This is a genomic window from Planosporangium mesophilum (assembly GCF_016863255.1).
In the GTDB taxonomy this organism is placed as follows: Bacteria; Actinomycetota; Actinomycetes; order Mycobacteriales; family Micromonosporaceae; genus Planosporangium; species Planosporangium mesophilum.
In genome coordinates this window covers 17,605-43,007 of record NZ_BOON01000043.1, presented here as the reverse complement: position 1 = coordinate 43,007, position 25,403 = coordinate 17,605, and the positions used below count along the sequence as shown (strand labels likewise).

The following is a 25,403-nucleotide window of genomic DNA, read 5'->3' as shown; positions in this document are numbered from 1 at the left end:
ATGGAAACGCTCTCGGCGGATGATCTCACCTCCTTGCTCGACCTGCCCGGTTCGCTCGCCACGCGGATGGGCATAACGTTGATCGAGGCGTCGCCGGAGCGAGTGGTGGGGACGATGCCGGTCGAGGGCAACCAGCAGCCGTACGGGTTGCTGCACGGCGGCGCCTCCTGCGTGCTGGCGGAGACCCTCGGCTCGGTCGGCGCCGCCCTGCACGCGGCGCGGGAGCACGGCGGTATCGCGGTCGGAGTCGACATCAACGCCACCCACCACAGGTCCGCCCGGTCCGGCGTGGTCACCGGGGTGGCGACGCCGCTGCACCTAGGGAAGTCGATCGCCTCGTACGAGGTGGTGGTGACCAACTCCGCCGGCGACCGGCTCTGTACCGCCCGGCTGACCTGCGCCATCCGCCAGCCGTAACCCGGCGACCGCGGGAGAGGCGCTTCACACTGCCGTTCTTGACGGTGACGGATACGCTGCGCAACGTGGAAGCCCAACCGGACGACGTGTTCGACGACGTCGCGCTCGTGCTGCGCTCCGCGCTGGCCGGAGACGGCGACGGCGTGGTCGACGCGTTCGACAAGGCGGCGGTCCGCTCCGGCGTGACCGGCGCGTACGAGGTCGCGTGGAGCCTGGCTGGCGCCACGGTCGGTGACGGCATAGTCGCCGGACCGTGGCGGCTGGAGTTCCCCGGCATCGAAGAGGCCCCCTACGACAAGCGGTGGGTGGCGCGGTTCCTGAGCGCGTACGCCAACGCCGACGACGCCAGCGGGGAGGCGCTGTTCGGGGCTGCCATCGCCGACGGCAAGCTGCCCCAGTGCCTGATGACCCTCGCCGGCTCGGCGGTGGCGACGCTGCGCCGCCGCGACGGCGGCGAGCGCTGACGGGCCAGCCGCCACAGCCCGCGTCAGCGGGCCGCCGGTGACCCGGCGGTCACCGACAGCTCGAACCGTCGCTGCAGCTGGGCCGGCTTGTCCTGGCTGCTGAACCCCGCAACGGCCTGCCGCTCGTACCGCGGCATCAGCAGGTGGACCTGCTCGCGGTAGTTCTCACCCGAGGCCACCATCGTGACCCGTACCCGGTCGCTGATCGACGCGACGACCGGTCCGCTGGACAACCGTGACTCCAGGTACGGGGTACCGGGCCTGCCGACCGCGCACAGGTAGTACCCGTACGCGCGGGTGACCTTGGACGGCCGGGTGGTCCCCGACGGGTCGACGCCGAACACCTCGACCGTGCACAGCATCCGGTCGTCCGGATCGACGGCGTGGCCGTGGCCCGCGTGCTCGGCCGGCGACGCCCGCTCGATCGCCGCGGCGACGCGCCCGGCGACGCTGTCACGCAGCGCGGCAGAGCTGAGGGCCGGCTCGGCCGGGACGCTACGGAACACCAGCGCGGCGAGCACCGCGACGGCGATCAGCTCCGGTACGGCCCACCAGAGCCGCCGGACGATTACATCGACCCCTGTCGACACGTACGACAGGATACGGCACGTCAGTCCCAGCGCTCACCGGTGAGTCGCTCGTACGCCTCGACGTAGCGGGCGCGGGTCGCCTCGACGACCTCCGGCGGGATCTCGGGGCCGGGGGCGGTCTTGTCCCAGCCCAGCGCCGGGTCCGAGGCCCAGTCGCGGACGTACTGCTTGTCGTACGAGTCCTGCGCCCGCCCCGGCTGCCAGGAGCCGACCGGCCAGAAGCGCGACGAGTCGGGGGTCAGCACCTCGTCCGCCAGGATCAGCGCGCCGTCCGGCGCCCGGCCGAACTCCAGCTTGGTGTCGGCGATGATGATGCCGCGCTCGGCGGCCAGTTCGGCGCCCCGCCGGTACACCTGGATCGTGAGGTCACGCAGCGCCTCGGCGGTCTCCGCGCCGGTCCGGGCGACCACGTCGTCGAAGCCGATGAACTCGTCGTGTTCGCCGACCGGCGCCTTGGTGGTCGGCGTGAAGATCGGCTCGGGCAGCTTCGAACCCTCTACCAGCCCGGCCAGTACGGACACGCCGGAGATTGCGCCGGTGCTGGTGTACTCGCGCAGGCCCAGTCCGGCCAGGTAGCCGCGGGCGATGCACTCGACCGGAACCATGTCCAGCCGCCGGCACCGGATGGCCCGGCCGGCCCAGCGCTCGGGTACATCGGTCGCGGACACGATGTGGTTGGGTACGAGGTCGGCGAGCTGGTCGAACCACCACAGCGAGAGCCGGGTGAGCAGCGCGCCCTTGTCCGGGATCGGGGTGGGCAGGACGACGTCGTACACGCTGACCCGGTCGGATGCGACCAGGATCAGGTCGTCGCCGTCGGCGTAGACGTCCCGGACCTTGCCCGAATGCAGCAGCTCCACCGGTACTCCCCGATCTTGTTTTCGTCTCCGGCACCGATTCTCGTTGCTCGGGGTGTGCGCCGACCACGCGGGGTGAGCACGAGGCATGAAGCGGCGGCGCACGCCCGGTGAGCCGGGGCATGTGTGGACGGCGTGAGGATCGGGCCGGCGGCCCAGAATGGCCCCGATGTGGGCGGGTAGTCGCGATGGAGCCGCTGCCTCGCCGGACGGGGCGGGGCAGCGCCACGGTTTTCGAGAGACCACCGTCAGGTATAGCGCTATCTGCGATATAGCAATTTGTTGCCTGGCGAGGCAGAGATGTGGCCGCGCATACTCACGCTACCGGTGAGACACAACAGGGTTTGCGGCGTGAGATGTGGCGGCACCGGCTGACACCGGGCGCGCCGCCGCCCTCGACTCTGCTGGAAGCGAGGCGGGGAACCTGCGGCGTCGCATCCTCATCCCCCTCGCATGACCTGAGAGGGGCAACGGAGATGACGGTCTACTACCGGGGGCCGGAGATTGTGATCACCGACCAGGTGTTCGCGGTCGTCCAGCCCGCTCCTCGAACGTTCGCGATCGACGAGCTGGAGGACGTGCACGTCGCGCCCGGTCACCTCCGCTGGTTCGCGCCGCGGAGCTGTCAGGTTCGGGCCAGGTATCAGGGCGTCGAGGTGCTGCTCTTCGAGTCTTCCGACATGCGCACGTTCGGGCAGGTGAGGCGAGGTTTGCTCCGTGCGCTTGAGGGCAGGCGCGAGCGAGACGAGCAATATGGCACATTGGGATACCGCTGATAGGTAGATGTGAGTACGCTCACCGCGTACCGTCACGCTCGGTATCCCGATCGCGATCTGGCTACGGCGTGGTGGCATGGATCCGGTACCGCACCGAGATCGAGAAGGTGGGCATGGTCGCGGGTGACTCGCCAGCAATCGCGCGCCGTCGCGTACGCCACGCGATCCGCGAGGCGCGCGAGGCGCTGGGTTTCACCCAGGGCCAGGTGGCCGAGGCCATGGAGTGGTCGCTGAGCAAGGTCATGCGCATCGAGAGCGGCGAGGTCTCCATCACCGCGAACGACCTGCGACCGCTGCTCTCCTATCTCGGGATAACCGATCGTGCCCGGGTCGACGATCTGGTGGCCGACGCCCGGGTCTCCCGGCGTCGCCAGATGTGGTGGGACGCGCAGAACCTGCGGGACCACATCACTCCGGCGATGCGCCAGCTCATCCAGTACGAGTCCGACGCGACCGCGGTCCGGCACTTCTACATGACCATCATTCCCGGGCGTCTGCAGACACCGGAGTATGCGGAGGCCGTCCTACGCAGCTACGGCGACGAGCTCGCGGAGGCCGACCGCAAGGTGCGCCTGGAGGTCCGGCTACGCCGGCACGATGATCTTCTCGCGCGGAAGACCCCGCCGGAGATCTTCCTGCTGTTGGACGAGTCAGTGCTGTACCGGCAGGTGGGCGGCCCTCAGGTGACCGGCGACCAGCTGACGTACCTGGTCAAGCTGGCCGGCGAGAATCGGGTCAGGATCCGGATCCTGCCGTTTGCCGCCGAGAACGCGCCGCCGCCGATGTTCGGGTCATACGAGATCGTCAACCTGAGCGCCGACGACGCGATCATGTACCGCGAAAGCTCCATCATCGACGAGATCGTGGAAGACAGGGCGAAGATCGATCGCCATCGGGTCATCTTCGACAATCTCTGGGAAGCCGCCTACGACGAGGCCGACTCCGTGCGCCTCGTCCAACAGCGGGCAGAGACCGCACTCTCCTCGTTCCGTCCCACGGATCCCGGCTGACGCGCCGGTAAAGGGCGCGTCACGGCTGGCGCGCCCTTCTTTGTGTGGTCATCTCTTTCAGAAGGAAGGCGAGGTCAGAGTGGACCTGAACCGTCTGTCAACGGATTGGCGCAGAAGCAGCTTCTGTGCCAGTGGCGCATGCATAGAGGTGGCTAAGGTCGACCAGTCGTATGTACTGCTGCGGGATTCAAAAGATCCCGACGGTCCGGTCCTCACGTTCGATCAGGACGAGTGGGATGCCTTCGTCGCCGGAATCCGTGCCGGCGAGTTCAATTAATTTTCCCGTCGAGGCGGGGCGCGCCCCTCGGCGCGCCCTCGTCGCTGTGCCGCTCCGGGTTATGACGTTGTGCGCCGCTACGTCCCGGTACTGAAACCTTCACGCACTCAGTTCATTCACGAACATCTGGTCCTTTCCTCCGCCGGTTTCTTATGGTGGCTGTGGGAACCCGGTGAGAGGGGTGACTGGATGTTCGACGGAGATGGCCGTCTGTCCTGGCGACGGAGCAGTCGTTCCTGTGCGAACGGCGCCTGTGTGGAGATGGCCCATGATCCGACATCGGCCTACCTACGTGACTCGGAAGATCCGACCGGTCCCTGGCTGGCGTTTTCTCAGAAGGAGTGGGCGAACTTCCTGTACGGGGTTCGAGCGGGCGACTTCGACACACCGGCCGGTCCGCCGTAGCCGCCCTGCGCGAGGTTCGGCACCAGGCCAGCCAGAGTGTGTTGCTACCCGGCGGGCGCCAGCGCCCGGTCGAGGCCCAGGATCTGCAGGACGCGGAGGACTTCGCCGCGCGGGTTGACGACCCCGAACTCGGTGCCGTTGTGCTGGCTCAGGCGCATGCCCATGATCAGAGCGGACACGCCCATGGAGTCGATGTAGTTCAGGTCGGCGAAGTCCACGGTCAGTCGTCGCGTCGCCGGTTCGCTGACGATGGTCTCGATCGTGGCGCGCAGCCGGCCGGCGTTGCAGATGTCGATCTCGCCCGACGCGGCGAGGCGAACCGTGCCGCGGTCAGTGTTCAGCCGGCTCAACGCGAGGGGGTCGCCAGAGCGATTTTCCTCGATTTGCACCTATCTTGTCCTTACTATTTGAGATCGCACGGTATGTCCGGGCCACCCACGTTAACGACGACCGGGACGCGCTGCCCTCGGATGTTCGGTCATGGTGGGTGGTCCAACGTCGGCTCCGCGTCTACGTCCGTCGGGGAACGCAGACGAAGGGCCTGCCGCTGGCCGGCGGTCGGGCCGACCGGCGACTCGGGATGCGGACAATTCCCGTAATCCCGGTATCTGGAACGACGTCGAGGGCCTTTGGTGACGTGCCGCGACAGGACGGACCCGTTCGGGCCATGGTGACGAGCCGTTCGGCCGAACGCGGCCTCGTGAAGCGTTCGTACACACGTTCTATCCACAGGTTGTGGACGCTGGGGCTGCGCAAGAATCGTGACCGACTGCTCTGCGGGCCGAAGAGTTGACCGACCGGGCGTCGGCGACCGGTAAAACAAAAACGGTGACCTGCGTCACCGCTGGTCACCGCTCTGTCAGCCCGGCGAAGGGCCTGGTGGGCAGGGGCGGGGTCGAACCGCCGACCTTCCGCTTTTCAGGCGGACGCTCGTACCGACTGAGCTACCTGCCCTCGTCTGCTCGGCACATCGTACCTGCCGAACAAGCGAGTCGCCGCGCGTGGGCTCACGCACGGCGACGGCGCTTGCGGTCCTGACGGGACTTGAACCCGCGACCTCCGCCTTGACAGGGCGGCGAGCACTCCAACTGCTCCACAGGACCTCGTATGTAGCCGCTATGTTGCCATAGCGGCCTGTCGTGCCCCCAACGGGATTCGAACCCGTGCTACCGCCTTGAAAGGGCGGCGTCCTGGGCCGCTAGACGATGGGGGCGGCCCCGCAATCATCGCACACGTACGACATCGCGCGGTGTAGCTCCCGTCCGGGCCCCGCCGGAGGCCTGTGAAGCATACGTGACCACCCAACCGTCTGCAAAATGGCTGTCCGGTCTGCCGCTACTTGGTCCGCGGGGCCGCCTCGACCTGCCGGTACTCCGTGGTCGGCAGCGGCACCAGGTGCAGACGCCGGTCCTGTATCAGGTACGGCAGGAGGGCCTCGTACGCCGCGACGGTGCTGGTCCGGTCGCCGCCGCCGTCGTGGGACAGCACGATCGATCCGGGCTGAGCACCTTGTTTGATGGTCGAGACGATGTGATCGATCATGATCGGCCCGACGCCGTACGTGGTGGTGTCCCAGTCGGTCGGATCGGTGTCCCAGTCGATCGAGGTCATCCCCATCTCCTCGGCGACGGTCACCGCCGTCGGGGTCCAGTTGCCGCCCGGGTGGCGGAAGTAGTTGATCGGTACGCCGGGCACGGCCTGGTGGATCTCGTCGTTGGTCCGCTGGAGGTCGGAGCGGATCACGTCGGGCGGCTGCGCGCCCAGGTTCAGGTCGTGGTTCCAGGTGTGGTTGCACAGGCTGTGCCCGTCGCGCACGATCGCCCGCACCAGATCGGGGTGCTCCCGGACGTTCGAGCCGATCAAGCAGAAGGTCGCCTTCACGCCCCAGGTTCGCAGCACGTTGAGCAGGGGCAGGGTCTGGTCGCCGGGGCCGTCGTCGAAGGTGAGCGCCACCCCTTCGGTACCGGTGAACTTGGCCACGGCGCCGGGCGTGAAGATCGCGGCGGGTGGCGCGGCCCGGGGTGCTCCCGGCGCGGCTGCGGCCGGTGTGACCGTCGGCGGGACCGCCACCCGGTTCAGCGCGTGGTGCTGGGAATGGTCACGAAGTTTCGACAGGTTCGAGGCCGGGCGTTCGCCGAAGCTGTCGCCGGACCAGGTACCGAGCACCACGACGAGAAATCCGGCGAGTAGTGCCGATGTGCGGATGCGGTGAGGCGGCATGCGGTACTCCAGGGACGCGAGGGCGGCCGCCGCGAGAGATCCCGTACGGGGTGGCGAGGCCAGGAGCGCTATGGCCCGGTACGGGTGGTTAAAACATTGGTTTAGGCATTTATCACGCTGTTCCGATGAGCGCGCCACGGCGCTGATCCCGTTGCGTCGATCTAGGAGAAGCGGTCGCCGGAGACGCCGTTCGCGGCCGCCGTTACTCCCGGATCGACGCTAGGAATGAGCTGCGGCGACGAAGAGTTCGACCGCTTCGACGAGGGTCGCGGGCAGCACCACACCGGACGGAACGGTGGCGGCGTCCCAGCCGGGTCCGCCCGCGGCGACGACGGCGGGACGCCCGCGGCCGGACAGCAGACCGTTCAACTGGGCCGGGTCGGCGGTGGCGATGGAATGGGCCCAGAGCAGGACGGCGACCGGCCCGGTCCGACGTACCGCGGCGCGTAGCGCGGTCGGAGGTACCCGGGCACCGAGCACACGGGACGGTATGCCGCGCTCGGCGAGCGCGGCGGCGAGCGCCTCGGTCGGCAGGCTGTGCTGCTCCTCGTCGGCACAGGCGAGCAGGATGCGTACCGGACGCTCGCGCGCCGGCTGGGCAGACGGCGCGGACGCCAGTGACGCGAACACCGCCGAGACGCAGCCCGACAGCGCGTGCTCGACCTCCACCAGCTCCGCCGCGGCCGCGGCCCGTACCCCGAGCGCGACAAGTACCGGGCACAGCACCTCGTCCCAGGCGCCGACGACGCCCCGGTCGGCGACGGCGGCCGCCACGAGATCGCGTACGGCGAGCACGTCCAGCCGCAGCGCGGCGCGTGCGAGCCCCCGCGCGGCAGGGTCGGCGTCGCCGAGGGCGAGGGTGTAACCGCCACCGCTGCGCGCGGCCGGGTTCAGTGCCGACCCGGGTGACGGCGCCGGCACCGGCGCGTCCCGCGGTGACCGACGGGCCCACCGGGCCGCCTCGGCCGGCGCCACGCCCGCCGTGACGAGGCGCTGCATCAGTACCAGCCGGGCGAGGTCGTCGCCGGTGTAGCGGCGATGGTGGCCGTGCTCGTGCCCGCTCGGGCCCAGCCCGTACCGCTGGTGCCAGCTGCGCAGCGTCGTGACCGCAACCCCGAGGCGGCGGGCGGCGGCCCCGGCGCTCAACAGCTCGTCGCTCACCCGCCAGGCTCCGCCTGCGCCGCGTCCCACACCGCCAGCACGCCGGCCAGCCAGGGGGCGTACGACTGCGGCTCCGCCTCGACGGCCCGGCGCACGTCGGCCGGGTCGGCCCACCGCAGCGCGAGCACCTCGCTCGGGTCGGGGCTCGGCACCTCACCGTCGACCTCGCCCACCAGGACGTGGTCGTACTCGTGCTCGACCCGTCCGGTGACCGGGTCCAGCGCGCGGTACACGTACACGCCGACGGGTTTGAGGGCGATCGAGCCGAGACCGAGCTCCTCGTCCAGCCGCCGTGACGCCGCCGTGACGAGGTCGCCGGTCGGAGCCGGGTGGCCGCAGCAGGCGTTGGCCCAGCGCAGCGGGAACCGGGTCTTGATCTCGGCGCGCTGCTGTAGCAGCAGTCGGCCGCCGGCGTCGATGAGCAGGACCGAGAACGCCCGGTGCAGGCGGCCGGGTGCGGTGTGCGCCTCGGCGACGGTGGTCGAGCCGATCGTCAGGCCGTTGGCGTCCACCAGTTCGACGAGGGTCTTCTCGCGGCTCATGACGTCACTCCCGTGATGCGCTCGGCAGCCAGCCGACCGGAGATGACAACCATCGGTACGCCGACGCCCGGCTGGGTGCCGGAGCCCACGAAGACGACGTTGTCCAGCGCGGGGTGCAGGTTGCCGGGGCGGAACGGTCCGGTCTGGCGCAGCGTGTGCGCCGCCGCGAACGGCGTGCCGGCCGCCATGCCGGCGTCGGCCCAGTCGGCCGGGGTCACCGTGTGGCACACCTCGATGCCGTCGCCGAACCCGCGGTACCCGCGCTGTTCGAGCGTCCCGATCAGTTCGTCGCGGTAGCTTTCGGCGGCGCCGCCCCGCCAGTCGATGGCGGACCTGGCGAGGTTGGGCGCGGGCGCGAGGACGTAGTACGTGTGCCGGCCGGCGGGTGCGACCGACGGATCCGACCGGCTCGGGTTGGTGACCAGCAGCGACGGGTCGCTCATCAGTCGCCCGTGGCGGATCACCTCGTCGAAGGTGCGCTCCCAGGCGCGCCCGAAGTGGACGTTGTGGTGCGAGATCCGTTGGTACGCCTGCATCGAGCCGATGTGGAGCACGACGGCGGATGGTGAGTGACGCAGCCTCGACAGCCGCCGGCGCGGGCCGGGCAGCAGGTCGCGGTATGCGATCGGAAGGTCCGGGTTGAGGACGACCACGTCGGCCGGGACGAACTCCCCGTCGGACACGGTGACGCCGGTGGCCCGACCGGCCCGCGTGACGACGCCGGTGACGCGGGTGTCGTATTTGATCGTGACGCCGTGCTTCTCCGCGATGCCGGCGAGCGCCTTCGGGACCGCGTGGACGCCGCCGGCCGGGTAGTACACGCCGGCGACCGTGTCGAGGTAGGCGATCACCGCGTAGAGGGCGAGGGCGTCACGCGGTGCGAGGCCCGCGTACATGGCCTGGAAGGAGAAGATCCGCCGGGTACGGCCGTCGCGGAAGAACTGGTCGACCTTGGTCTGCAGCCGGCGGAACCCGCCCATCGCCACCAGTCGCAGCAGGTTCGCGGTGACCAGGTCGCGGGGGGTGTCGAGGTTGCGGTCGATGAAGTCGTCGCGCTCCAGCCGCCAGAGCTCCCGGGTGTAGTCGACGAAGCGCAGGTAGCCGTCGGCCTCCCGGGGCCCGCAGACGCGGGACACCTCGCCGGCCATCCGGGCGGTGTCGCTGATCACGTCGAGGGTCGAGCCGTCCGGGAAGTGCGCCCGGTACGCCGGGTCGAGCCGGTTGAGCGTGATCCAGTCGTCCAGCTCCTCGCCGACGCTGCCGACGAGGTCGGCCAGCAGGTCGGGCATGGTGAGCACGGTCGGACCGGTGTCGAACTCGTACCCGTCGAGGCTCAGCCTGCCGGCTCGCCCGCCGGGGTAGGCCTCGCGCTCCAGTACGGTCACCTCGCGACCGGCCGCGGCAAGGCGGATCGCGCAGGCCAGGCCGCCCAGTCCGGCGCCGACGACCACGACCCGTCGGGTCGGCCCGGTAACGCTTCGCACGTCGCTCCTCCTAGCTGGCCGTTCGGCACGCGGTGTCCTGCGTCGCTTTCCTGGCCCAGGGTCGAATCGTAGCGTAGGCTCTGAAGTTGCGTCGATTCTTGCGTCGATTCAGGGTCAGGAATGGGAACCGGGATGGAACCGCTCGCCGCCTCGTACGAGCGCTGCCGGCAACTGCACCGCCGGCATGGTCGCACGTACTACCTGGCCACCCACCTGCTGCCGGAGTGGAAGCGCCGGCACGTGCACGCCCTGTACGGCTTCGCCCGGTACGCCGACGAGATCGTCGACCGTACCGAGGCGCTCCCGCCGGCCGAGCGCGCGACCCGGCTCGCCGCGTGGTCGGACGCCTTCCTGGCCGGCCTCGCGGGCGCGGTCGTCGACGACCCGCTGCTACCCGCCGTGCTGCACACGATCAGCGTCTTCGACCTGGACCTCGACGACTTCCGCAAGTTCCTGGCCAGCATGGCGATGGACCTGACCGTCAGCGGATACGACAGCTACGACGACCTGCTCGGGTACATGGAGGGCTCGGCGGCCGTGATCGGCACCATGATGCTGCCGATCCTGGGTTCGCCGGATCCGGCGGCGGCCCGGGAGCCGGCCCGCCAGCTGGGACTGGCGTTCCAGCTCACCAACTTCATCCGCGACGTCGCCGAGGACCTCGACCTCGGGCGGGTGTACCTGCCCCGGGACGACCTGGCCCGCTTCGGCGTCACGCCGGCCGACCTGAAGGCGGCACGGGCCGCCGGCGGCCTCGGCGTCGGGGTGGTGGACGGCCGGATCCGGGAGTTGATCGCGTACGAGGTGGGGCGGGCGCGCGAGCACTACCGGCACGCCGCCCCCGGCGTGACCATGCTCGCGCCGGGCTCGCAGGGCTGCATCCGCGCGGCGTACCGGCTCTACGGCGGCATCCTGGACGAGGTCGAGAAGCTCGGGTACGACGTGTTCGCCGAGCGCGCCCGGGTATCGGCGGGGCGCCGGCTCGCCGTGGCGCTCGCGTCGGTGCTGACCCCGGCCGGGGTGGCGGTACCGCAGGGTGCGGCCCGCCGTGCCCAGCCGGTGGGCGGACTCGGTTAGCTCTTGTTCCGCGGCGCCGGGGTGGCGGCCCGCATCGCGCCGAGCGCGAGCCCGAGCTGGAACCGGTTGTCCACGCCGAGCCGGCTCATCAGCCCGCCCAGGGCGTACCCGACGGTCCGCCGACTGAGGTCCAGCTCCCGCGCGGCGGTCTCGTCGGTGTGCCCCTGCGCGAGCAGTTCGACGATCGCCCGCTCGCGCGGGGTGAGCGCGACCGACTGGCAGTCGTCGTGGCCGCCCCCGCCGCTCAGCGCCTCGAACGACGCCGGCTGAGCCTGCTGGGGTATCCAGCGCCGGCCCTCGCCGGCCACCCGGTCCGGGCCGGCCCCCCGCGCGGTCGCCGTCCCCAGGTGGAGCGGAGCGGTCGATGGTGTCGGTTCGGCCGGTACCGGTCTTGTGGCTGTCTCCATGGCTGGTGGCTTCCTCGGCGGCGGGACGCTCTGTCCGGGAACCGTGCCTCGGATCGCTGCTGTCCCGTTCGGGTGCGTGCGGTGACCATGCAGTTGCCGGACGACCTGATTGGGCTGTCGAGCGGCCCAGACGGCCCGCCCGTTCGCCTTGGTGGTGCGTCGCGACGTGGACGATACCCGCCGGATAGCGTCGGCGTGCGCCAGTTCGCGCATTGCTTCACGGACCCGCTCATGGGCCATCCCCAGTTCCTGGGCCAGTTGGCTCTCCCGCGCCGTGTCGAGCGACACCAGGGTGCGGTAGACCAGGTCAGCGTCGGGCGACAATCCCCAGCGCACCAGGGACGGAAGGGCGCTGCCCATACGAGCGGCAAAGTGGTGGGTATCCATCAGCTCCTCGTGAATGCACCGGACCAGACCGAAGGCCACTCAACTATTCACGATCGGTAAGGGCAACGCACCGCACCGTGATTGCCAGATGATGCAAGATCCCGCGAGAAAGTTGCGTTGTTCATTCTCCTCGTCATCGCTGCCGGCCGCCGTTGGATTGCGCATTCGCACCGGGCGATTTCCGGTCCGCTACCCGCCCGCAACGTCGAGCGATACCCACAAGCAACGCCACCACCGAACGCTCGGTGGGATGACCGTACCCGCCGCACCGGGCGCCGGTGCCCCGTCGCGGCGCGCTTTCCGCGCGCTCGCCGTACTCGTGGCGACGGCGTTGCTCGCGGCGCCGGCCGGCGGGTGTGACGCTTTCGGTGGCGGGTCTCCTGCCCGCGGGCCGGCGGCGGGCGGCGGCGGATGTGCCGCGCCTCAGAACACCGCCGTACCGCGGACCCTCGTCCTGTACGACGGCGAGGACCGGTACGCCGAGCTGTACGCCATGGAGACCGCCAACCTGGTCTCCCACTTCGGCGGCTGGACCTCCCACCCGGTCGCCGGCTACGCCGCGTGCGAGGACGCCCGCTACACCGCGATCGTCTACATCGGCTCCGCCGGCGGCACGCCGCTGCCCGGCGCCTTCCTCGACGACGTCCTCGCGGCACGCGTACCCGTGATGTGGCTGGGCGACGACATCGGACAGCTCGCCGCCCGGCGTCCCGACGCGGCGACCCGGCTCGGCTTCGTAGCTGCGGGGTTCGACCCGTCGCCGGTGACCGAGGTGCGGTACAAGGGCACCGCGCTGACCCGTCACGAGGCCAACACCGGCGGCGTCATGGACCTCCGGATCACCGACGCCGCGAAGGTGAAGACCCTGGCCGAGGCGGTGCGCACCGGTGGCGTCCGCGCGCCCTGGGCGATCCGTACCGGCACCCTCACGTACGTCGGCGAGCTGCCGTTCCCGTACCTCGCGCCGGACGACCGGTACCTGGCCTTCACCGATCTGCTCTTCGACCTCCTCGCCCCGGCCACGCCCGAGCGGCACCGGGCCCTGGTACGCATCGAGGACGTCGGCCCGCACTCCGACCCGGCGCAGCTGCGGGCTCTCGGTGACTATCTCGCCGGCCGCGGCGTCCCGTTCTCGGTGGCGGTGTTCGCCTCCTACGACGACCCGGCCGGCGTCTACAGCGGTGGCCGGCCGGTGCACCTGCGGCTGCGCGACCGCCCCGACCTGGTGGCGGCGCTGCGGTACCTGACGGAGCGCGGTGGCACGCTGATCGCACACGGCTACAGCCACGGGTACACCGGCGGCAGGAACCCGTACGGGGTCAGCGCAGAGGACTACGAGTTCTGGCGCTCCCACATCGACGCCGGCAACCGGGTGGTCCTCGACGGGCCGGTGCCCGAGGACTCGCCGAGCTGGGCGAGCGGCCGGCTCGCGGCGGCGCGGGCCGAGTGGGCAGCGGTCGGGCTGCCGGCACCCGACATCTTCGAATTCCCGCACTACCTCGCCAGCGCCGACGACTACCGGGCGATCTCGGCCGAGGTCGCCGCCCGGTACGAGCGGGCCAACTACTTCTCCGGCGTGCTCACCGGCCGGCCGGTCGACCCCACGCTGTACGCCAGCCAGTTCTTCCCGTACCCGGTGCGTGACGTCTACGGAACCGCCGTCATCCCGGAGACGCTCGGCAACGTGGCGACGCAGCGGTTCAACCAGAACGAGCCCCGATCACCGGAGCAGATCCTGGACTCGGCTCGCCGGCAGCTCGTCGTCCGGGACGGGGTCGCCAGCTTCTTCTACCACCCGTTCCTGGGGCTCGAGTACCTGCCGAAGCTGGTCGAGGGCCTTCAGGCGCTCGGCTACACGTTCGCGCCCGCCCGGGACATGATCCTGCCGAAGTAGGGGCACCGGCCGGATGTCCGATGTGGTCGGACGCACCCAGCCGGCGGGAGTGGCCGGGTGCTCATCGGGGTAAGGCACCCGGCATGGAACACTTCACGATTGCCACCGTTGCCCAGCAGAGCCCGGACTTCCGCCGGGTGCTCTGGACCGGGCGTTACAGCCAGCTCGTGATCATGACCATCCCGCCGGGTGGCGAGATCGGCGAGGAGGTCCACGAGGACACCGACCAGATCCTCACCTTCGTCAGCGGCGTGGCCGAGGCGACCGTCGGCGACGAGAAGCGGAAGGTGAGCCAGGGCGAGCTGGTCGTGGTGCCCGCCGGCACCCGGCACAACTTCGTGAACGCCGGCCCCAACCCGCTCGTGCTGTACACCGTCTACGCCCCGCCGGAGCACGCCGACCAGGCGGTGCACCACACCAAGGAGGAGGCCGACGCGGCCGAGGAGTCGGGCCGGGACGAGCCGCCGCGATCTTCCTGAACCGCCGCGCCGGTCGCTGTCACGGTGGGTAGCGTACGGACATGGACGGCGAAACCATGGTCGGCTTCGGGCCCAAGCAGGCGTGGCTCGCGGTGCGCGACGGCGACGAGACGGCGGTGGCCGGCGCCCTGGGCCTGCGCGACCTCGGCCCGGTCTCCTGGCGCAACGGGATGGACCTGGCGTACCTGACCGACGACCGGGTGGCGCTCACGCCGCAGTTGCCCGGCGTGGGCGGCACCCGCTGGCTGCTCGTCGTCGGTCGCTGGCTGCTGCGCACCGCGCCGGCCCTGCACATCGCGCACCTGTCCGCCACCCTCGGTACCGAGGTGCAGTTCTTCGCCACCTACCGGGTCTCGGAGCTGCACCGGTGGCAGCGGGCGGTCGACGGCGTCCTGGTGCGCGCGTTCGAGTACGTGGGCGAGACCGGCGAGGTCACCGAGTGGCGGGGCGACCCGGACGACACCGAGACCGCGATCGGCCTGCCGCCGGCGCTGGACGACGAGGCCGACGTACTGGTGTCGGAGGACGACGTGATGCGGATGGCCCGCGCCTGGAGCGTGGATCCGATGGCGCTGGACGGCCGGCCCGCGCCCGGCCCGCTGCGCGCCGCCGCGGCGGAGTCGTTTCGCCCTCTCCCAGGCGGGTAGCCAGACCCGGCTGCGATCCGAGGGGACGATCTCGACATGAAGTACGCGCGGTTCATCGAGAAGGTCGCGGAGCGGATGGGCGGCTCCCTCGGGCAGGCGGAGGCCGTGACGCAGGCGGCCCTGCTGACGCTCGCGGAGCGGATCACCGGTGGTGAGGCGCGGGACCTGGCGGAGCAGTTGCCGACCGAGCTACGGGAGTTCCTGACCACGACCGACGAGCCCGCCGAGGCGTTCGACCTGGACGAGTTCGTCCGCCGGGTCAGCATCCGGGCCGGCGTGGACTCCGACACCGCGAGCCGGGGTGTGCCGGCGGTTTTCCAGACCCTGCACAGGGCGGTCGGTGACGGGGAGTTCCAGGACGTGCTCGGTCAGCTCCCGAAGGAGTTCCAGAACCTGGTGCCAGAGTTGATCAGACGACGGTAGCCGCCGATGCCGTTACCGCGAGGGTTGCCTGGGCCAGGGCACCGTGGCCGAGCCGCCCCCGGTCCGCGCGGCGGCCATCGCCCGCAGCGTGGCCAGCAGCTCGCTGCGGCTGGAGCAGTTCAGCCGCTGCCGCATCCGCGCCACGTGGTGCTCGACCGTCTTGGCCGAGATGAACAGCCGGTCACCGATCTGCTTGTACGTCATGCCGGCGAGTACAAGATCGGCTACTTCCTGTTCGCGGTCGCTGAGCCTGCCCTCGTTGGGGGCGGTCACGGTGTCCGCGGCCGCCGCCGACTCGGCCGGTTGCACCGTCGCTCGGGGCCCGGTCGGCCTGCCCTGCAGCATCCGGGCACAGTCCAGCAGCGCGGTCATGGCCCGGCGGTCCGAGGTGCGGATCGCGGCCTGCCCGGCGAGCCGGGCGCCGTCCCAGGACAGGCCCGCGCCGTGCAGGCCACGGGCGGCCGCCTCGACCGGCTCCGGGTCGACGACTCCGTGCAGCACCTCGACCCAGCTCTCCGCGGCCGCGGCCACCACCGACCCGTACCGGGTGTGGCCCGCGGCGGCGGTCAGGATCCGGACGTGGTCGTCGACCGCCGTCGGCTCCTCCGCGATGATCGCCGCGTGCAGGGCGCTCCAGTGCAGGGGCGTCGCCCACAGCTTCGGATTCCCCAGCCGCTCCAGCAGGAGCCGGGCGTCGCGCAGGTACGGCATCAGCGCGCTCAACTCGCCGAGCCGCGCGGCGGCGATGACGAACTCGCCCAGCGGTAGCAGCGTGAACAGGTCCACCGGGTGCCGTACGACGGCGTCGTGCGCGTGTCCCCAGCCCCGTTGCAGCGCCGTCAGATCGCTGTCGCGGCGCGCGATGCCCATCTCCAGAGCGGTGGCGAACAGCAGGTCCCGCGACTCGAGTGGCCGGCCGCCGGAGGTGACGGAGGCCAGCATCTGCGCGGCAACGGCGGTCCGCCCCCGCACCATCTGTATCCATGCCTGCAGCAGACGGTGACGTCGCACCATCAGGACGCCGCCCATGCGGACGGTGACGGCGCGGTCGAGCACCCGTTCGGCGATGTCGAACTCGCCGCTGTGCAGCGCCACCAGGGCGGCCAGCGCCGCCGGGCTGTCCGGCAGGAGCGCCGCCCGCCCGGCCGGCTCCAGCAGGGCGGACGCCTGGACGAGGGCGGACAGCGCGGTGGTCGGCGAGCCGGACAGGGTCTCCCGTACTCCCCGCGCCATCAACAGCGCCGCGCTGGCGAGCAGGGTCGGCGGCCCGTCCGCCGGACGGCTCTGGAGCAGGCGGTCGAACTCCTCGGGGTGACCGGTCGCCGTGTAACCGATCGTCGAGAACGCGATCGACGATGCCGTGCCCGACCACCGGTACAGCTCGGCGCTGCGGCCGATCTGGCCGCGGTGGGTCAGCGCCACCGCCGCCACCGCCGCCCCGTCCGCGCGCTCCGGTGAGCTCTGTGCCGCGATCAGCCGGTCCGACAGCCGGAGCGCGGAGTCGAGATCGCCGGCGAGCGCCGCCGCGACCGCCTGGCGCGCCGTGGTCGGCCGGCCGGCGGCCGAGGCGATGGCGAAGAGCTCGGCCGCGAGGGCGGGCTCCTCGGTCAGCGCCTCGTCGCCCGCGGTCTCGTACACCGCGGCCAGAGAGGCGTCGGCGGCACCGGCCCCGAGCAGCGCACGGGCCAGCGGGAGTACGGACGCGCCGCGCTGTGTCTGGAGCTCCGCCAGCCGCTGCCAAACCGCGATGCGGTGCGTCGTGGGGCTGAGTGCGGCGACGGCGCGCCGCGCGATCGGGGGCAGCCGGTCGCCCGGTCCGAGCAGCCCCGTGGCCCGGGCGGCCCGGACGATCTCGTCGACCGCGTCGGGATCCATCGACAGCAGCGTGCTGAGCAGGTGTACGGGAAGATCCACCTCGGTCGCTGCGGCCAGCAACAGCCGCCGCACGTCGTCGTCGAGGTCGTCCAGGTCCGCGCCGAACTGGATCACCGCGGCCTGGGGGGTCTCGGTCGGCAGCCCACCGGGGTCGGTACCCAGGACCCGCACCAGCCGGTCCACGAATCGCGGCACCCCGCCGGTCTGGGCGTGCACGAACGTCACCATCGACGGATCCGGTTCGGCGCCGTGCGCCAACCGGAGATAGGTACCGGTCTGCTCCTCGGTGAACGGGCAGAGCACCAGCGGCGCCCGGTCCCGCTTCAGCGCCTCCGACAGTTCGGCCAGGATGGACGGACGCGGCCACGGCCGGTACGCGATCGCCAACCGGTGCCGCCGCAGCTCGACCAGGTGTCGCAGCTCTTTCAGCCGGGCCTCGTCGAGCTGGTGGGCGTCGTCCACCAGCAGAACGCAGTTCTCGTCCGCCGTTTCCAGGCCGTCGCGCCAGTCGTTGATCACGGTGACGCCGGCGCGCCGGTAGATCCGTGCCAGCTCGCGAAGGATGACGCTCTTGCCGTAGCCGCCCGGCGCGTGAATGCCGACGCTCATCGGAGCGTGCGGATTCGCCTCGATCGCATCGAGAAACGCCCGGCTCTGGTGGTCGAGCACGAGCCGGGCTTCGGTGGCGGTGTGGAGCGTCAAGGGTGTCCTCACGAATATGGCCTGGCCTGTAGTCCGCTGCTCACTTGACGTCATGGAGCTGCACGCCTGGCGTGGTCACCGTACTCCGCTCCCCACCCGCGCGGGTCGATGTGGCTGCATCGAACGTCATGGTCGATAACATCCCTATCACGACCACCGGAACTACCGGAAGCCGCGACCGGGTACGAGTCGCGACCCGGAGCGCGGCCTGGGCAGGTCGAGCGGGGTGACCCTCACCGGTGGCCGGGGCGGCGGCTCGCGCTGCTCGTCGTCGCCGCTTTCCGCGCTGTCCTGCGGCAACGACGGCGGACCGTCCGGGTACTCGATGGGGGCCGGCTGCCGCCGCCAGTTCGGGTCGTGCCGCCGGCTCGCCAGCGCCAGGATCTGACACGCCGCCAGCGCCGCGCCCGCGGCGACGGTGACCTGGGGGTCGGCCTCGACCGTGACCGGGCGGGAGAGCCGGGCGGAGATCAGTTCCGCGACGAGCGGGATCCGTGCCGACCCGCCCACCAGCAGGATCCCGTCGACCTGGTCGGTACGCAGGTCGCAGGACCGGATCGTCCGGTCCAGGGTGTCCACCGTCAGCTCCAGCGCGGGCCGGATCAGCTCCTCGAACTCGGCACGGGTGATACGTAGCTGTACCGGGCCCTGCGGCAGCTGTACCCGTACCTCTGTCTCGTCCGCGACGCTGAGCGCCTCCTTGGCGCGGGCACACTCCTCGCCAAGCCCGAACAGCGCCAGCCGCAGCCGCCGGTCGTCGAGCTGAGCGGCGCCGATCTGCTGCGTGATGGCGGAGCGGACGTGATCGGTCAACGCCTGGTCGAAGTCGGCTCCGCCCAGCGGTTGGACGCCCTCGGCGCAGCCGAGCACCTGGAAGCCGGCGGGCTGCGTCCGGCGGACCACCGACATCTCGTAGCCGGTGCCGCCCAGGGCGTACACGGCGAGCGTGCGACCGGAAAACCCCTGGAAGGAGTGGCTCTCGGCGGCGGTGACCGGCCTGGGGAGCAGGGTCACGTTGGTCAGGCCGATCTCCCAGAGCGCCTCGTGCAGCAGCCGCTTGCGGTACGGCCCCCAGGTCGCCGGGTGGGTGATGACGATGTGCTCGGGGTCGCTGTCCTCCTGGGCCACGATCCGCTCGACGACCCACATCGCCAGCACCGCGACGAGCGTCTGCGGCGTGCAGGCCTCTCCGGCCACCACCAGCGGGACGTCGTCGCCGATCCGCCGGACGAAGCCCCGGGCGATCCGACCGCCGTCCACCAGGGGGCCGTCCCGGCCGGGGTCACCGACGGTGAGCGAACCGTTCGTCGTTACGTGCAGCACCGAAGGGATTACCGGCGACTGCGGGTCGAGCCGGACGATCTCGGGGCGGCTCCACGTCGGACCCACGAGTCGGGAGACGGCGGCGCTCGTACAGGTGCCGCCTATGTCAATGCCGAGGACATATGCCATCCGCCCCATACCTCCACCGGACAGTAGGTCCCGCCGGACTTCGACCGGCGCCGATCAACCCTTCCGGCGAACCCGTGTGGGCCTCACCCGTTCGTACCAGACACCGGCCTGTCACCGGAGACCCTAAATCTTGCGGCAGGAATCCCCTAATCCCCTAACGCGAGAGGTGATCCACTCCCTAATCGGCTGAGGGCAGGACGGGGGATGCGCCCCGATGTCCGATACCTCCATCGGCTCATATGTTTCTCCCCGAACCCGGACCCGCACGTCCGGAGCGATCCCGGCCAAGCTGTATTGAGGAGACCCTCACCATGTTGGACCCCAACGCCGACGCGACCCTTCCGGCCCCGGCTCCCGCCCCCGCCCCCGCCCCGGCTCCCGCCCCCGGCGGCAAGGGCAACGACAACGACAACGGCAAGGGCGACGGTCACGGTCCGGGCTGCGGTTGCGGCTGCCAGGGCGGCGACCACCACCACGGTGGGCACGAGCACCACCACGGCGGGCACGCCGGTGACATCGGCCTGGTCAACCTGCACGACAACAACATCAACGCGGGTGGCCAGCAGGCGGTCAGCGGCCACGGCGGCGGGCACGGCGGCGACATCGGCCTGGTCAACCTGCACGACAACAACATCAACGTGCTCGGCCAGCAGGCGATCGGTGGCCACGGCCACGGCGGCGCCGAGATCAACGGCGACAACATCAACCTGCACGACTTCGTGCTCAACCTGATCGTCAACCCGGGTGCCAAGGAGGCGTTCCTGCTCGACCCGCAGGGTGCGCTGAGCCTCGCGGGCCTGGGCAACCTGAGCCTGGTCGACGTACACGACGTTCTGCCGCTGGTTCTGGACAGCCTGCCGGTGCAGGGCATCACCAACATCACCGACATCGACGTCCTGAACGTCACGCAGATCATCGACGAGCCGACCGCTGTCATCGCGCAGCTGCAGTCGGTCGTGCAGCAGGTCACCACGACCACCACGAACCACAACACCGACGTGAACGTGCTCGGCACGGTCACCAACGTCGTCGGTGGCCTGGGCCTGGGCGCCTCCGTGCTGCCCGGCATCGGCGCCGCTGTCAGCGGCACCGGCCTGGCGGTCGACCTGTCCGCAGTGAACAACATCGTCAGCACCGTCGACGGCACCGTCCTGGGCACGGTCGGCAAGGAGGTCACGGGCATCGTGGGTACCGCTGAGGGCATCACCGGCACGGTGACCGGCCTGACCACCGGGATCTCGGCGGTTGACGGCGTTCTCGGCGTGGCCGGTGGCGTCGTCAACACGGTGACCGGTGTGGTCGGCGGCGTGCTGGGTGGCTCGCCGGTTGCCGGCGTGCTGGGCACGGTCGAGGGCCTGGTCGGCGGCGTCGTTGGCGGCACCGTCGGTGGCGTGGTCAACGGCGTTGCCGGTGGCACCGTCGAGGGCGTGCTGGGCACGGTTGACGGCCTGGTCGGCGGCACCGTGGGTGGCGTCGTGAACGGCGTTGCCGGTGGCGTGCTCGACGGCGTGGTCGGCGGGACCGTGGGTGGCGTCGTGAACGGCGTTGCCGGTGGCGTGCTCGACGGCACCGTGGGCGGCGTGCTGGGCACCGCTGATGGCCTGGTCGGCGGCACCGTCGGTGGCGTGCTCGACGGCGTGGTCGGCGGGACCGTGGGCGGCACCGTCAACGGCCTGGTCGGCGGGACCGTCGGTGGCGTGCTGGACGGCACCGTCGGCGGCGTGCTGAACGGTGTGGTCGGCGGGACCGTCGGCAGCACCGTCAACGGCCTGGTCGGCGGGACCGTCGGTGGTGTGGTCGGCGGCGTGGCCGGTGGCACCGTCAACAACCTGGTCGCCGGCACCGTCGCGGGCACCGTCGGCGGCACGGCGAGCGGCCTGCTGGGCGGCGCCTCGCCGGTCGAGGGTGTGCTGGGCACGGTTGACGGCCTGGTCGGCGGGACCGTCGGTGGCACGGTTGACGGCGTGGTCGGCGGCACCGTGGGCGGCACCGTCAACGGCCTGGTCGGCGGGACCGTGGGTGGCGTGCTGGACGGCACCGTCGGCAGCACGCTCGGTGGCGTGACCGGCACCGTCGGTAGCGTGACCGGTGGCGACGCGCACGGCGGGCTGCTCGATGGCGTGACCGGCACCGTCGGCAGCACGCTGGGCGGCGTGACCGGTGCGGACGCGCACAGCGGGCTGCTCGGTGGCGTGACCGGCACCGTCGGCGGTGTGGTCAGCGGCGTGGCCGGCGGCACCCTGAACAGCGTGGGTGTGGGCAACGTCACCGGCGACCTCGGCCTGACCGGTGGCCACGCGAGCGCCGACGCGCACGCGCAGACGGACGCCTCGCACCACGGCCTGCTCGACGGCCTGCTCTGACCCTCATAAAAGCGGGTTGACGCGGAGGCCGGATCTGCCGAAGGGCGGGTCCGGCCTCCGTACCGCTTGCTAATTACGCTGAAATCAGCAGACTCGTATCGGTGACCGCGCCCATCTGGCTTGACCTGCTCGACGAGACCACTCGGGTATGCGCTGCGCACGGCCGCAGCGACCTGATCCAGTGGTTGCAGCAGAAGCGGGCTCAGCTAATCGACCCCCGGCTCCGCGTACTGGTGATCGGTGAGCCCAAGCAGGGCAAGAGCCAGCTCATCAACGCGCTCGTCAACGCGCCCGTGTGCCCCGTGGGTGACGGCACGACCACGACCATTCCGACGATCGTCCACCACGCCGAGGCCCCCAGCGCCACCCTGGTACGGAACCCGATACCGGCCCAGCGCAAGGGGAACGCGAGCGGCGAACTGGCGGCGCAGCCGGAACAGGCCGAGCGGATCCCGGTCGCGATGGACCAGTTGGCGGGCCTCACCGGCAAGTACCCGCAGCGCCCCGGTGCCTCGTCGATGCACCTCGAGGTCGGCGTACCGCGGGGGCTGCTCGCCAACGGGCTGATCTTCATCGACACCCCGGGTACCGACGGCCAGGACCCGGTGCGTGACGCCAGCATCTTCGCGGCACTCGCCCGCGCCGACACCGTTCTGGTGGTCTCGGACGCGACGCGTGAACTGTCCGTCACCGAGCTGAACCTCATCCTCTCCGTGACGCAGTCCCACACGAACGTGATCGTCGTCCTGAGCAAGATTGACATGTCGCCCGACTGGCGGGCGGTGGCCGAGCGCAACCGCAAGCACCTCGCGATCGCGGGTGCGTCGGCGCCCCTGATTCCGGTCTCCTCCGTACTGCGCCTTCAGGCGGCCCGTACCAACGACGAAGCGATCAACGCGGAGTCGGGCTTCCCCGACCTGATCGCCCGCCTGGTGAGCGACCAGAGCGCCAAGGGGGACAGGCTGGCCCGTACCAGCGTCGCTGTCGCCACCCGTACCGTCGTCGAGCAACTGGCCGCGCCGCTGCGGGCGGAGCTGACCGGCGCCTCCTCGTCCGAGACCTCCGGTCCGCTGTCGCGGCTGCAGGCGGCCCAGCGGGCCGTCGACGACCTGCGCCGGCGCACCACGAAGTGGCAGAACACGCTCAACGACGAGATCGGCGACCTGCTCTCCGACATCGAGTACGACCTGCGCGACCGTACCCGCACCATCCTGCGCAAGGTGGACGAGGTGTTCGACACGGCCGATCCGCTGAGCGGGTGGGAGACGTTCCAGGACTGGCTGGAAGAGAACCTGACCGAGGCGGCGGAGGCGAACTTCGAGTGGATGGTTCAGCGGCTCGACTGGATCACCCACCAGGTCGCGAGCAACCTGGCCTCGTACGGGGCGGACGTCCTCCCGGGCTGGTCGATCAGGGTCCCCGACGACCTGGCCGAGCGGGTCCCGCTCATCGAGAAACCGCAGATCGAGAAGTTCACGCCGACTCAGAAGGTCTTCACGGCGCTGCGTAGCTCGTATGGCGGCATGCTGATGTTCGGTATGGCGACGACCCTGGCCGGCATGCCGCTGATCAACCCGGTCTCGCTCGGCGCCGGTGCCATCTTCGGCGGCAAGGGCATCTTCGACGAGAGCAAGTCGCTGCTCAAGCGGCGGCAGGCGGCCGCGAAGAACTCGGCCCAGCGGCACGTCGACGACTTCTTCCTCCGGCTGAGCAAGGACTCCCGGGACACCGCCCGGCAGGTGCACCGGATGCTGCGTGACCACTTCGCCGCGCTGACCGAGGAGCTCCAGGCGGCCATCGTCGAGTCGTTCAAGACCGCGAAGCAGGAGGCCGACGCCGAGGCGGCCGTACGCGAACAGCGCCAGCGGGCCATCCAGCAGACGATGCAGAAGCTCGCCATCCTGTTCGAGGAGGCGCAGGAGGTCACGGCCGGGAGGGGTGGCGCGCTGCGGGCGCGGCTGGAGTCCCGGATATGAGCCCCGCTGTCCGGCTCGACGAGTCGGCATGGGAACTGCTGCACCAGGCGCTGGACCTGTACCGGGACGACCGGCACGCCACGGCCCGGCTGCACCACCATCTCAGCCGGTTCGAGCAGCCGCTGCGGATCGCGGTCGCCGGCTCCTGGCGGTCGGGCAAGTCGACCCTGGTCAACGCGATCATGGGCGAGGAGGTCGCGCCCGTCGAGATCGAGGACGGCAGGCAGGTCTTCACCTGGTACGAGGACGGCCCGAACCCGGAGGTGATCGCGTACGCCCCCGACGGTACGGCGCGTGAGCTCGCCGTCACCAGGTCGGCCAGCGGCATGCGGGTCGAGCTCGACGGGTGGCGCTCCGACCAGATCGACGACATCGTCGTGAAGTGGCCGACGCGTACCCTCCGGCACGCAACCCTTGTGGACACCCCAGCCGTCACGTCGGCGACCGACGACGACGGTACGGCGATCGCGGACCGGATCCTGCGCGACGCCGACGCCGTGCTCTACCTGACCCGCGACGCGCGCGGCGCGGACCTGGAGTTCCTGCGCTCCCTCCAGGAGGGGAGCGTGGCCCGGGCCGCGCCGACGAACGTGATCATGGTGCTGTCCCGTGCCGACGAGATCGGCGGCGGTCGGGTCGATGCCCTCGTGACGGCCAAGCAGTTGGCCCGGCGCCAGAACCGCGATCCCGGGGCCGCCTCGGTGTGCCTGGGCGTGGTGGCGCTGGGTGGCCTCGTGGCGGTGGCCGGCCGGGTACTGACCGAGCAGGACTTCGTCACCCTCGCCACCCTGGCCACCACTCCGCGCGCCGAGCTGGAGAAGTTCCTGCTGTCGGCGGACCGGTTCGTCAGTACCCAGTTCACCACGCCGATCACGCCCGACGCCCGCCGCGCCCTGCTGGAGCGGATCGGCCTGTTCGGGGTCCGCCTCACCACGACCCTGATCCGTACCGGCTGCGACACCCGGGCCAAACTGGCCGCGGAGATGGTACGGCGCAGTGGGCTGACCGAGCTTCGCGAAGCGATCGGCCGCTACTTCACCGACCGGGCCGAGGTGCTCAAGGCCCGGTCGGCACTGGTGGCACTGGAGTCCATCCTGCGCCGGCAACCCCGACCGGGGTCGGTGGACCTGCTCGCCTGGGTGGAGTACCTCCTCGCCAGCACCCACGACTTCCGGGAACTGCGCCTGCTCGCGGAGCTACAGGACAGCCAACTCGGGTTCGACCCCGAGCGGACCGCGGAAGCCCTCCGCCTCGCCGGGGGGAACGGCACCGCGCTGGCGACCCGGCTGGGCGCGGATGACGACGTCGACGCCGGCGAGCTGTGGCGACTCGGCTCGGAGGCGTTGGCCCGCTGGCAGAACCAGGCCGAAGACCCGCTGGCGAGCCTGGACCAGCGGCGGGCGGCGGCCGTCGTCGTACGCAGTTGCGAGGGGATGCTGGCCCGGTTGTCCGGCCGTTGAGCCGGTCCCATCCGGTCGGCGCCCCGGCGGCAGCAACCGAGCCTGCCACCGTGCCGCA

The 25,403-nt window shown here is 70.9% G+C and carries 24 protein-coding genes and 3 tRNA genes; 14 read left to right on the top strand and 13 right to left on the bottom strand.

Annotated features, from left to right (window positions below; genetic code table 11):
- Complete coding sequence (locus tag Pme01_RS22285; protein ID WP_168113790.1) at positions 1 to 417, top strand: PaaI family thioesterase; 417 nt, start codon at positions 1 to 3, stop codon at positions 415 to 417.
- Between the two features lie 44 nt (positions 418 to 461).
- Positions 462 to 881 carry a hypothetical protein gene (locus tag Pme01_RS22280; RefSeq protein ID WP_373315508.1) on the top strand — a complete coding sequence of 140 codons (420 nt, stop codon included), beginning with the start codon at positions 462 to 464 and terminating at the stop codon, positions 879 to 881.
- A gap of 23 nt (positions 882 to 904) precedes the next feature.
- Here the strand turns inward: Pme01_RS22280 and Pme01_RS22275 are convergent, their stop codons facing one another.
- Complete coding sequence (locus tag Pme01_RS22275) at positions 905 to 1,471, bottom strand: hypothetical protein (protein WP_168113791.1); 567 nt, start codon at positions 1,469 to 1,471, stop codon at positions 905 to 907.
- Between the two features lie 20 nt (positions 1,472 to 1,491).
- Positions 1,492 to 2,331, bottom strand: a complete 840-nt coding sequence (locus Pme01_RS22270; protein ID WP_168113792.1) for a phosphoribosylaminoimidazolesuccinocarboxamide synthase — start codon at positions 2,329 to 2,331, stop codon at positions 1,492 to 1,494.
- Between the two features lie 473 nt (positions 2,332 to 2,804).
- Here Pme01_RS22270 and Pme01_RS22265 point away from each other — a divergent pair, with 473 nt between their 5' ends.
- The 4 genes from Pme01_RS22265 to Pme01_RS22250 all read left to right on the top strand — a co-directional run bounded on the left by Pme01_RS22265 (position 2,805) and on the right by Pme01_RS22250 (position 4,796).
- On the top strand, positions 2,805 to 3,104 hold the full coding sequence (locus Pme01_RS22265; RefSeq protein ID WP_168113793.1) for a DUF6232 family protein: 300 nt from the start codon (positions 2,805 to 2,807) through the stop codon (positions 3,102 to 3,104).
- A gap of 68 nt (positions 3,105 to 3,172) precedes the next feature.
- A complete protein-coding gene (locus Pme01_RS22260) occupies positions 3,173 to 4,114 on the top strand; it encodes a helix-turn-helix domain-containing protein (RefSeq protein WP_168113794.1) in 942 nt (313 codons plus the stop codon).
- A 79-nt stretch (positions 4,115 to 4,193) separates the two neighbouring features.
- Positions 4,194 to 4,391: a DUF397 domain-containing protein gene (locus Pme01_RS22255; protein ID WP_168113795.1), complete on the top strand. Its 198-nt coding sequence runs from the start codon at positions 4,194 to 4,196 to the stop codon at positions 4,389 to 4,391.
- Between the two features lie 189 nt (positions 4,392 to 4,580).
- Positions 4,581 to 4,796, top strand: a complete 216-nt coding sequence (locus Pme01_RS22250) for a DUF397 domain-containing protein (protein ID WP_168114081.1) — start codon at positions 4,581 to 4,583, stop codon at positions 4,794 to 4,796.
- A gap of 44 nt (positions 4,797 to 4,840) precedes the next feature.
- Here Pme01_RS22250 and Pme01_RS22245 read toward each other — a convergent pair whose 3' ends face one another.
- From Pme01_RS22245 to crtI, 8 genes are all read right to left on the bottom strand, one after another.
- Entirely contained in the window at positions 4,841 to 5,185 is a 345-nt protein-coding gene (locus tag Pme01_RS22245) for an STAS domain-containing protein (RefSeq protein ID WP_168113796.1), read from the bottom strand.
- Positions 5,186 to 5,673: 488 nt separating this feature from the next.
- Positions 5,674 to 5,750: transfer RNA gene (locus Pme01_RS22240), tRNA-Phe, on the bottom strand.
- Positions 5,751 to 5,825: 75 nt separating this feature from the next.
- Positions 5,826 to 5,899, bottom strand: a tRNA-Asp gene (locus Pme01_RS22235).
- 37 nt (positions 5,900 to 5,936) lie between these two features.
- Positions 5,937 to 6,009 (bottom strand) — tRNA-Glu (locus Pme01_RS22230).
- 122 nt (positions 6,010 to 6,131) lie between these two features.
- The gene (locus Pme01_RS22225) at positions 6,132 to 7,016 is read right to left on the bottom strand and encodes a polysaccharide deacetylase family protein (RefSeq protein ID WP_168113797.1); all 885 of its coding nucleotides are present in this window, start codon (positions 7,014 to 7,016) and stop codon (positions 6,132 to 6,134) included.
- A 219-nt stretch (positions 7,017 to 7,235) separates the two neighbouring features.
- The gene (locus Pme01_RS22220; protein ID WP_168113798.1) at positions 7,236 to 8,177 is read right to left on the bottom strand and encodes a MerR family transcriptional regulator; all 942 of its coding nucleotides are present in this window, start codon (positions 8,175 to 8,177) and stop codon (positions 7,236 to 7,238) included.
- The gene (gene idi, locus Pme01_RS22215; RefSeq protein WP_168113799.1) at positions 8,174 to 8,719 is read right to left on the bottom strand and encodes an isopentenyl-diphosphate Delta-isomerase; all 546 of its coding nucleotides are present in this window, start codon (positions 8,717 to 8,719) and stop codon (positions 8,174 to 8,176) included. The genes Pme01_RS22220 and idi overlap by 4 nt, the downstream gene beginning before the upstream one ends.
- Positions 8,716 to 10,203, bottom strand: coding sequence for a phytoene desaturase family protein (crtI, locus tag Pme01_RS22210; protein ID WP_168113800.1), 1,488 nt, complete (start codon positions 10,201 to 10,203; stop codon positions 8,716 to 8,718). The genes idi and crtI overlap by 4 nt, the downstream gene beginning before the upstream one ends.
- Positions 10,204 to 10,335: 132 nt before the next feature.
- On the opposite strand from crtI, the gene Pme01_RS22205 reads away from it, so the two are divergent.
- Entirely contained in the window at positions 10,336 to 11,280 is a 945-nt protein-coding gene (locus Pme01_RS22205) for a phytoene/squalene synthase family protein (protein WP_168113801.1), read from the top strand.
- Here Pme01_RS22205 and Pme01_RS31170 read toward each other — a convergent pair.
- Positions 11,277 to 12,074: a helix-turn-helix transcriptional regulator gene (locus Pme01_RS31170; protein ID WP_239088392.1), complete on the bottom strand. Its 798-nt coding sequence runs from the start codon at positions 12,072 to 12,074 to the stop codon at positions 11,277 to 11,279. The genes Pme01_RS22205 and Pme01_RS31170 overlap by 4 nt on opposite strands.
- Positions 12,075 to 12,324: 250 nt before the next feature.
- Between Pme01_RS31170 and Pme01_RS22195 the strand changes: the two genes are divergently transcribed.
- The 4 genes from Pme01_RS22195 (at position 12,325) to Pme01_RS22180 (ending at position 15,517) form a co-directional block, all read left to right on the top strand.
- On the top strand, positions 12,325 to 13,968 hold the full coding sequence (locus Pme01_RS22195) for a DUF2334 domain-containing protein (protein WP_203935803.1): 1,644 nt from the start codon (positions 12,325 to 12,327) through the stop codon (positions 13,966 to 13,968).
- Positions 13,969 to 14,051: 83 nt separating this feature from the next.
- Positions 14,052 to 14,447 carry a cupin domain-containing protein gene (locus Pme01_RS22190; protein ID WP_168113802.1) on the top strand — a complete coding sequence of 132 codons (396 nt, stop codon included), beginning with the start codon at positions 14,052 to 14,054 and terminating at the stop codon, positions 14,445 to 14,447.
- Positions 14,448 to 14,488: 41 nt separating this feature from the next.
- Entirely contained in the window at positions 14,489 to 15,094 is a 606-nt protein-coding gene (locus tag Pme01_RS22185) for a hypothetical protein (protein ID WP_239088391.1), read from the top strand.
- Positions 15,095 to 15,130: 36 nt separating this feature from the next.
- A complete protein-coding gene (locus Pme01_RS22180) occupies positions 15,131 to 15,517 on the top strand; it encodes a DUF2267 domain-containing protein (protein WP_168113803.1) in 387 nt (128 codons plus the stop codon).
- Between the two features lie 12 nt (positions 15,518 to 15,529).
- Here Pme01_RS22180 and Pme01_RS22175 read toward each other — a convergent pair whose 3' ends face one another.
- The gene (locus tag Pme01_RS22175; protein WP_203935802.1) at positions 15,530 to 18,094 is read right to left on the bottom strand and encodes a LuxR C-terminal-related transcriptional regulator; all 2,565 of its coding nucleotides are present in this window, start codon (positions 18,092 to 18,094) and stop codon (positions 15,530 to 15,532) included.
- A gap of 162 nt (positions 18,095 to 18,256) precedes the next feature.
- The gene (locus tag Pme01_RS22170) at positions 18,257 to 19,546 is read right to left on the bottom strand and encodes an Hsp70 family protein (RefSeq protein WP_168113805.1); all 1,290 of its coding nucleotides are present in this window, start codon (positions 19,544 to 19,546) and stop codon (positions 18,257 to 18,259) included.
- A 311-nt stretch (positions 19,547 to 19,857) separates the two neighbouring features.
- Between Pme01_RS22170 and Pme01_RS22165 the strand changes: the two genes are divergently transcribed.
- The 3 genes from Pme01_RS22165 (at position 19,858) to Pme01_RS22155 (ending at position 25,345) form a co-directional block, all read left to right on the top strand.
- Entirely contained in the window at positions 19,858 to 21,909 is a 2,052-nt protein-coding gene (locus Pme01_RS22165) for an IniB N-terminal domain-containing protein (RefSeq protein ID WP_168113806.1), read from the top strand.
- Between the two features lie 101 nt (positions 21,910 to 22,010).
- Positions 22,011 to 23,885, top strand: coding sequence for a dynamin family protein (locus tag Pme01_RS22160; protein ID WP_168113807.1), 1,875 nt, complete (start codon positions 22,011 to 22,013; stop codon positions 23,883 to 23,885).
- A complete protein-coding gene (locus Pme01_RS22155; RefSeq protein ID WP_168113808.1) occupies positions 23,882 to 25,345 on the top strand; it encodes a dynamin family protein in 1,464 nt (487 codons plus the stop codon). Before Pme01_RS22160 ends, Pme01_RS22155 begins: the two co-directional genes overlap by 4 nt.
- The last annotated feature ends 58 nt before the right edge of the window (positions 25,346 to 25,403 follow it).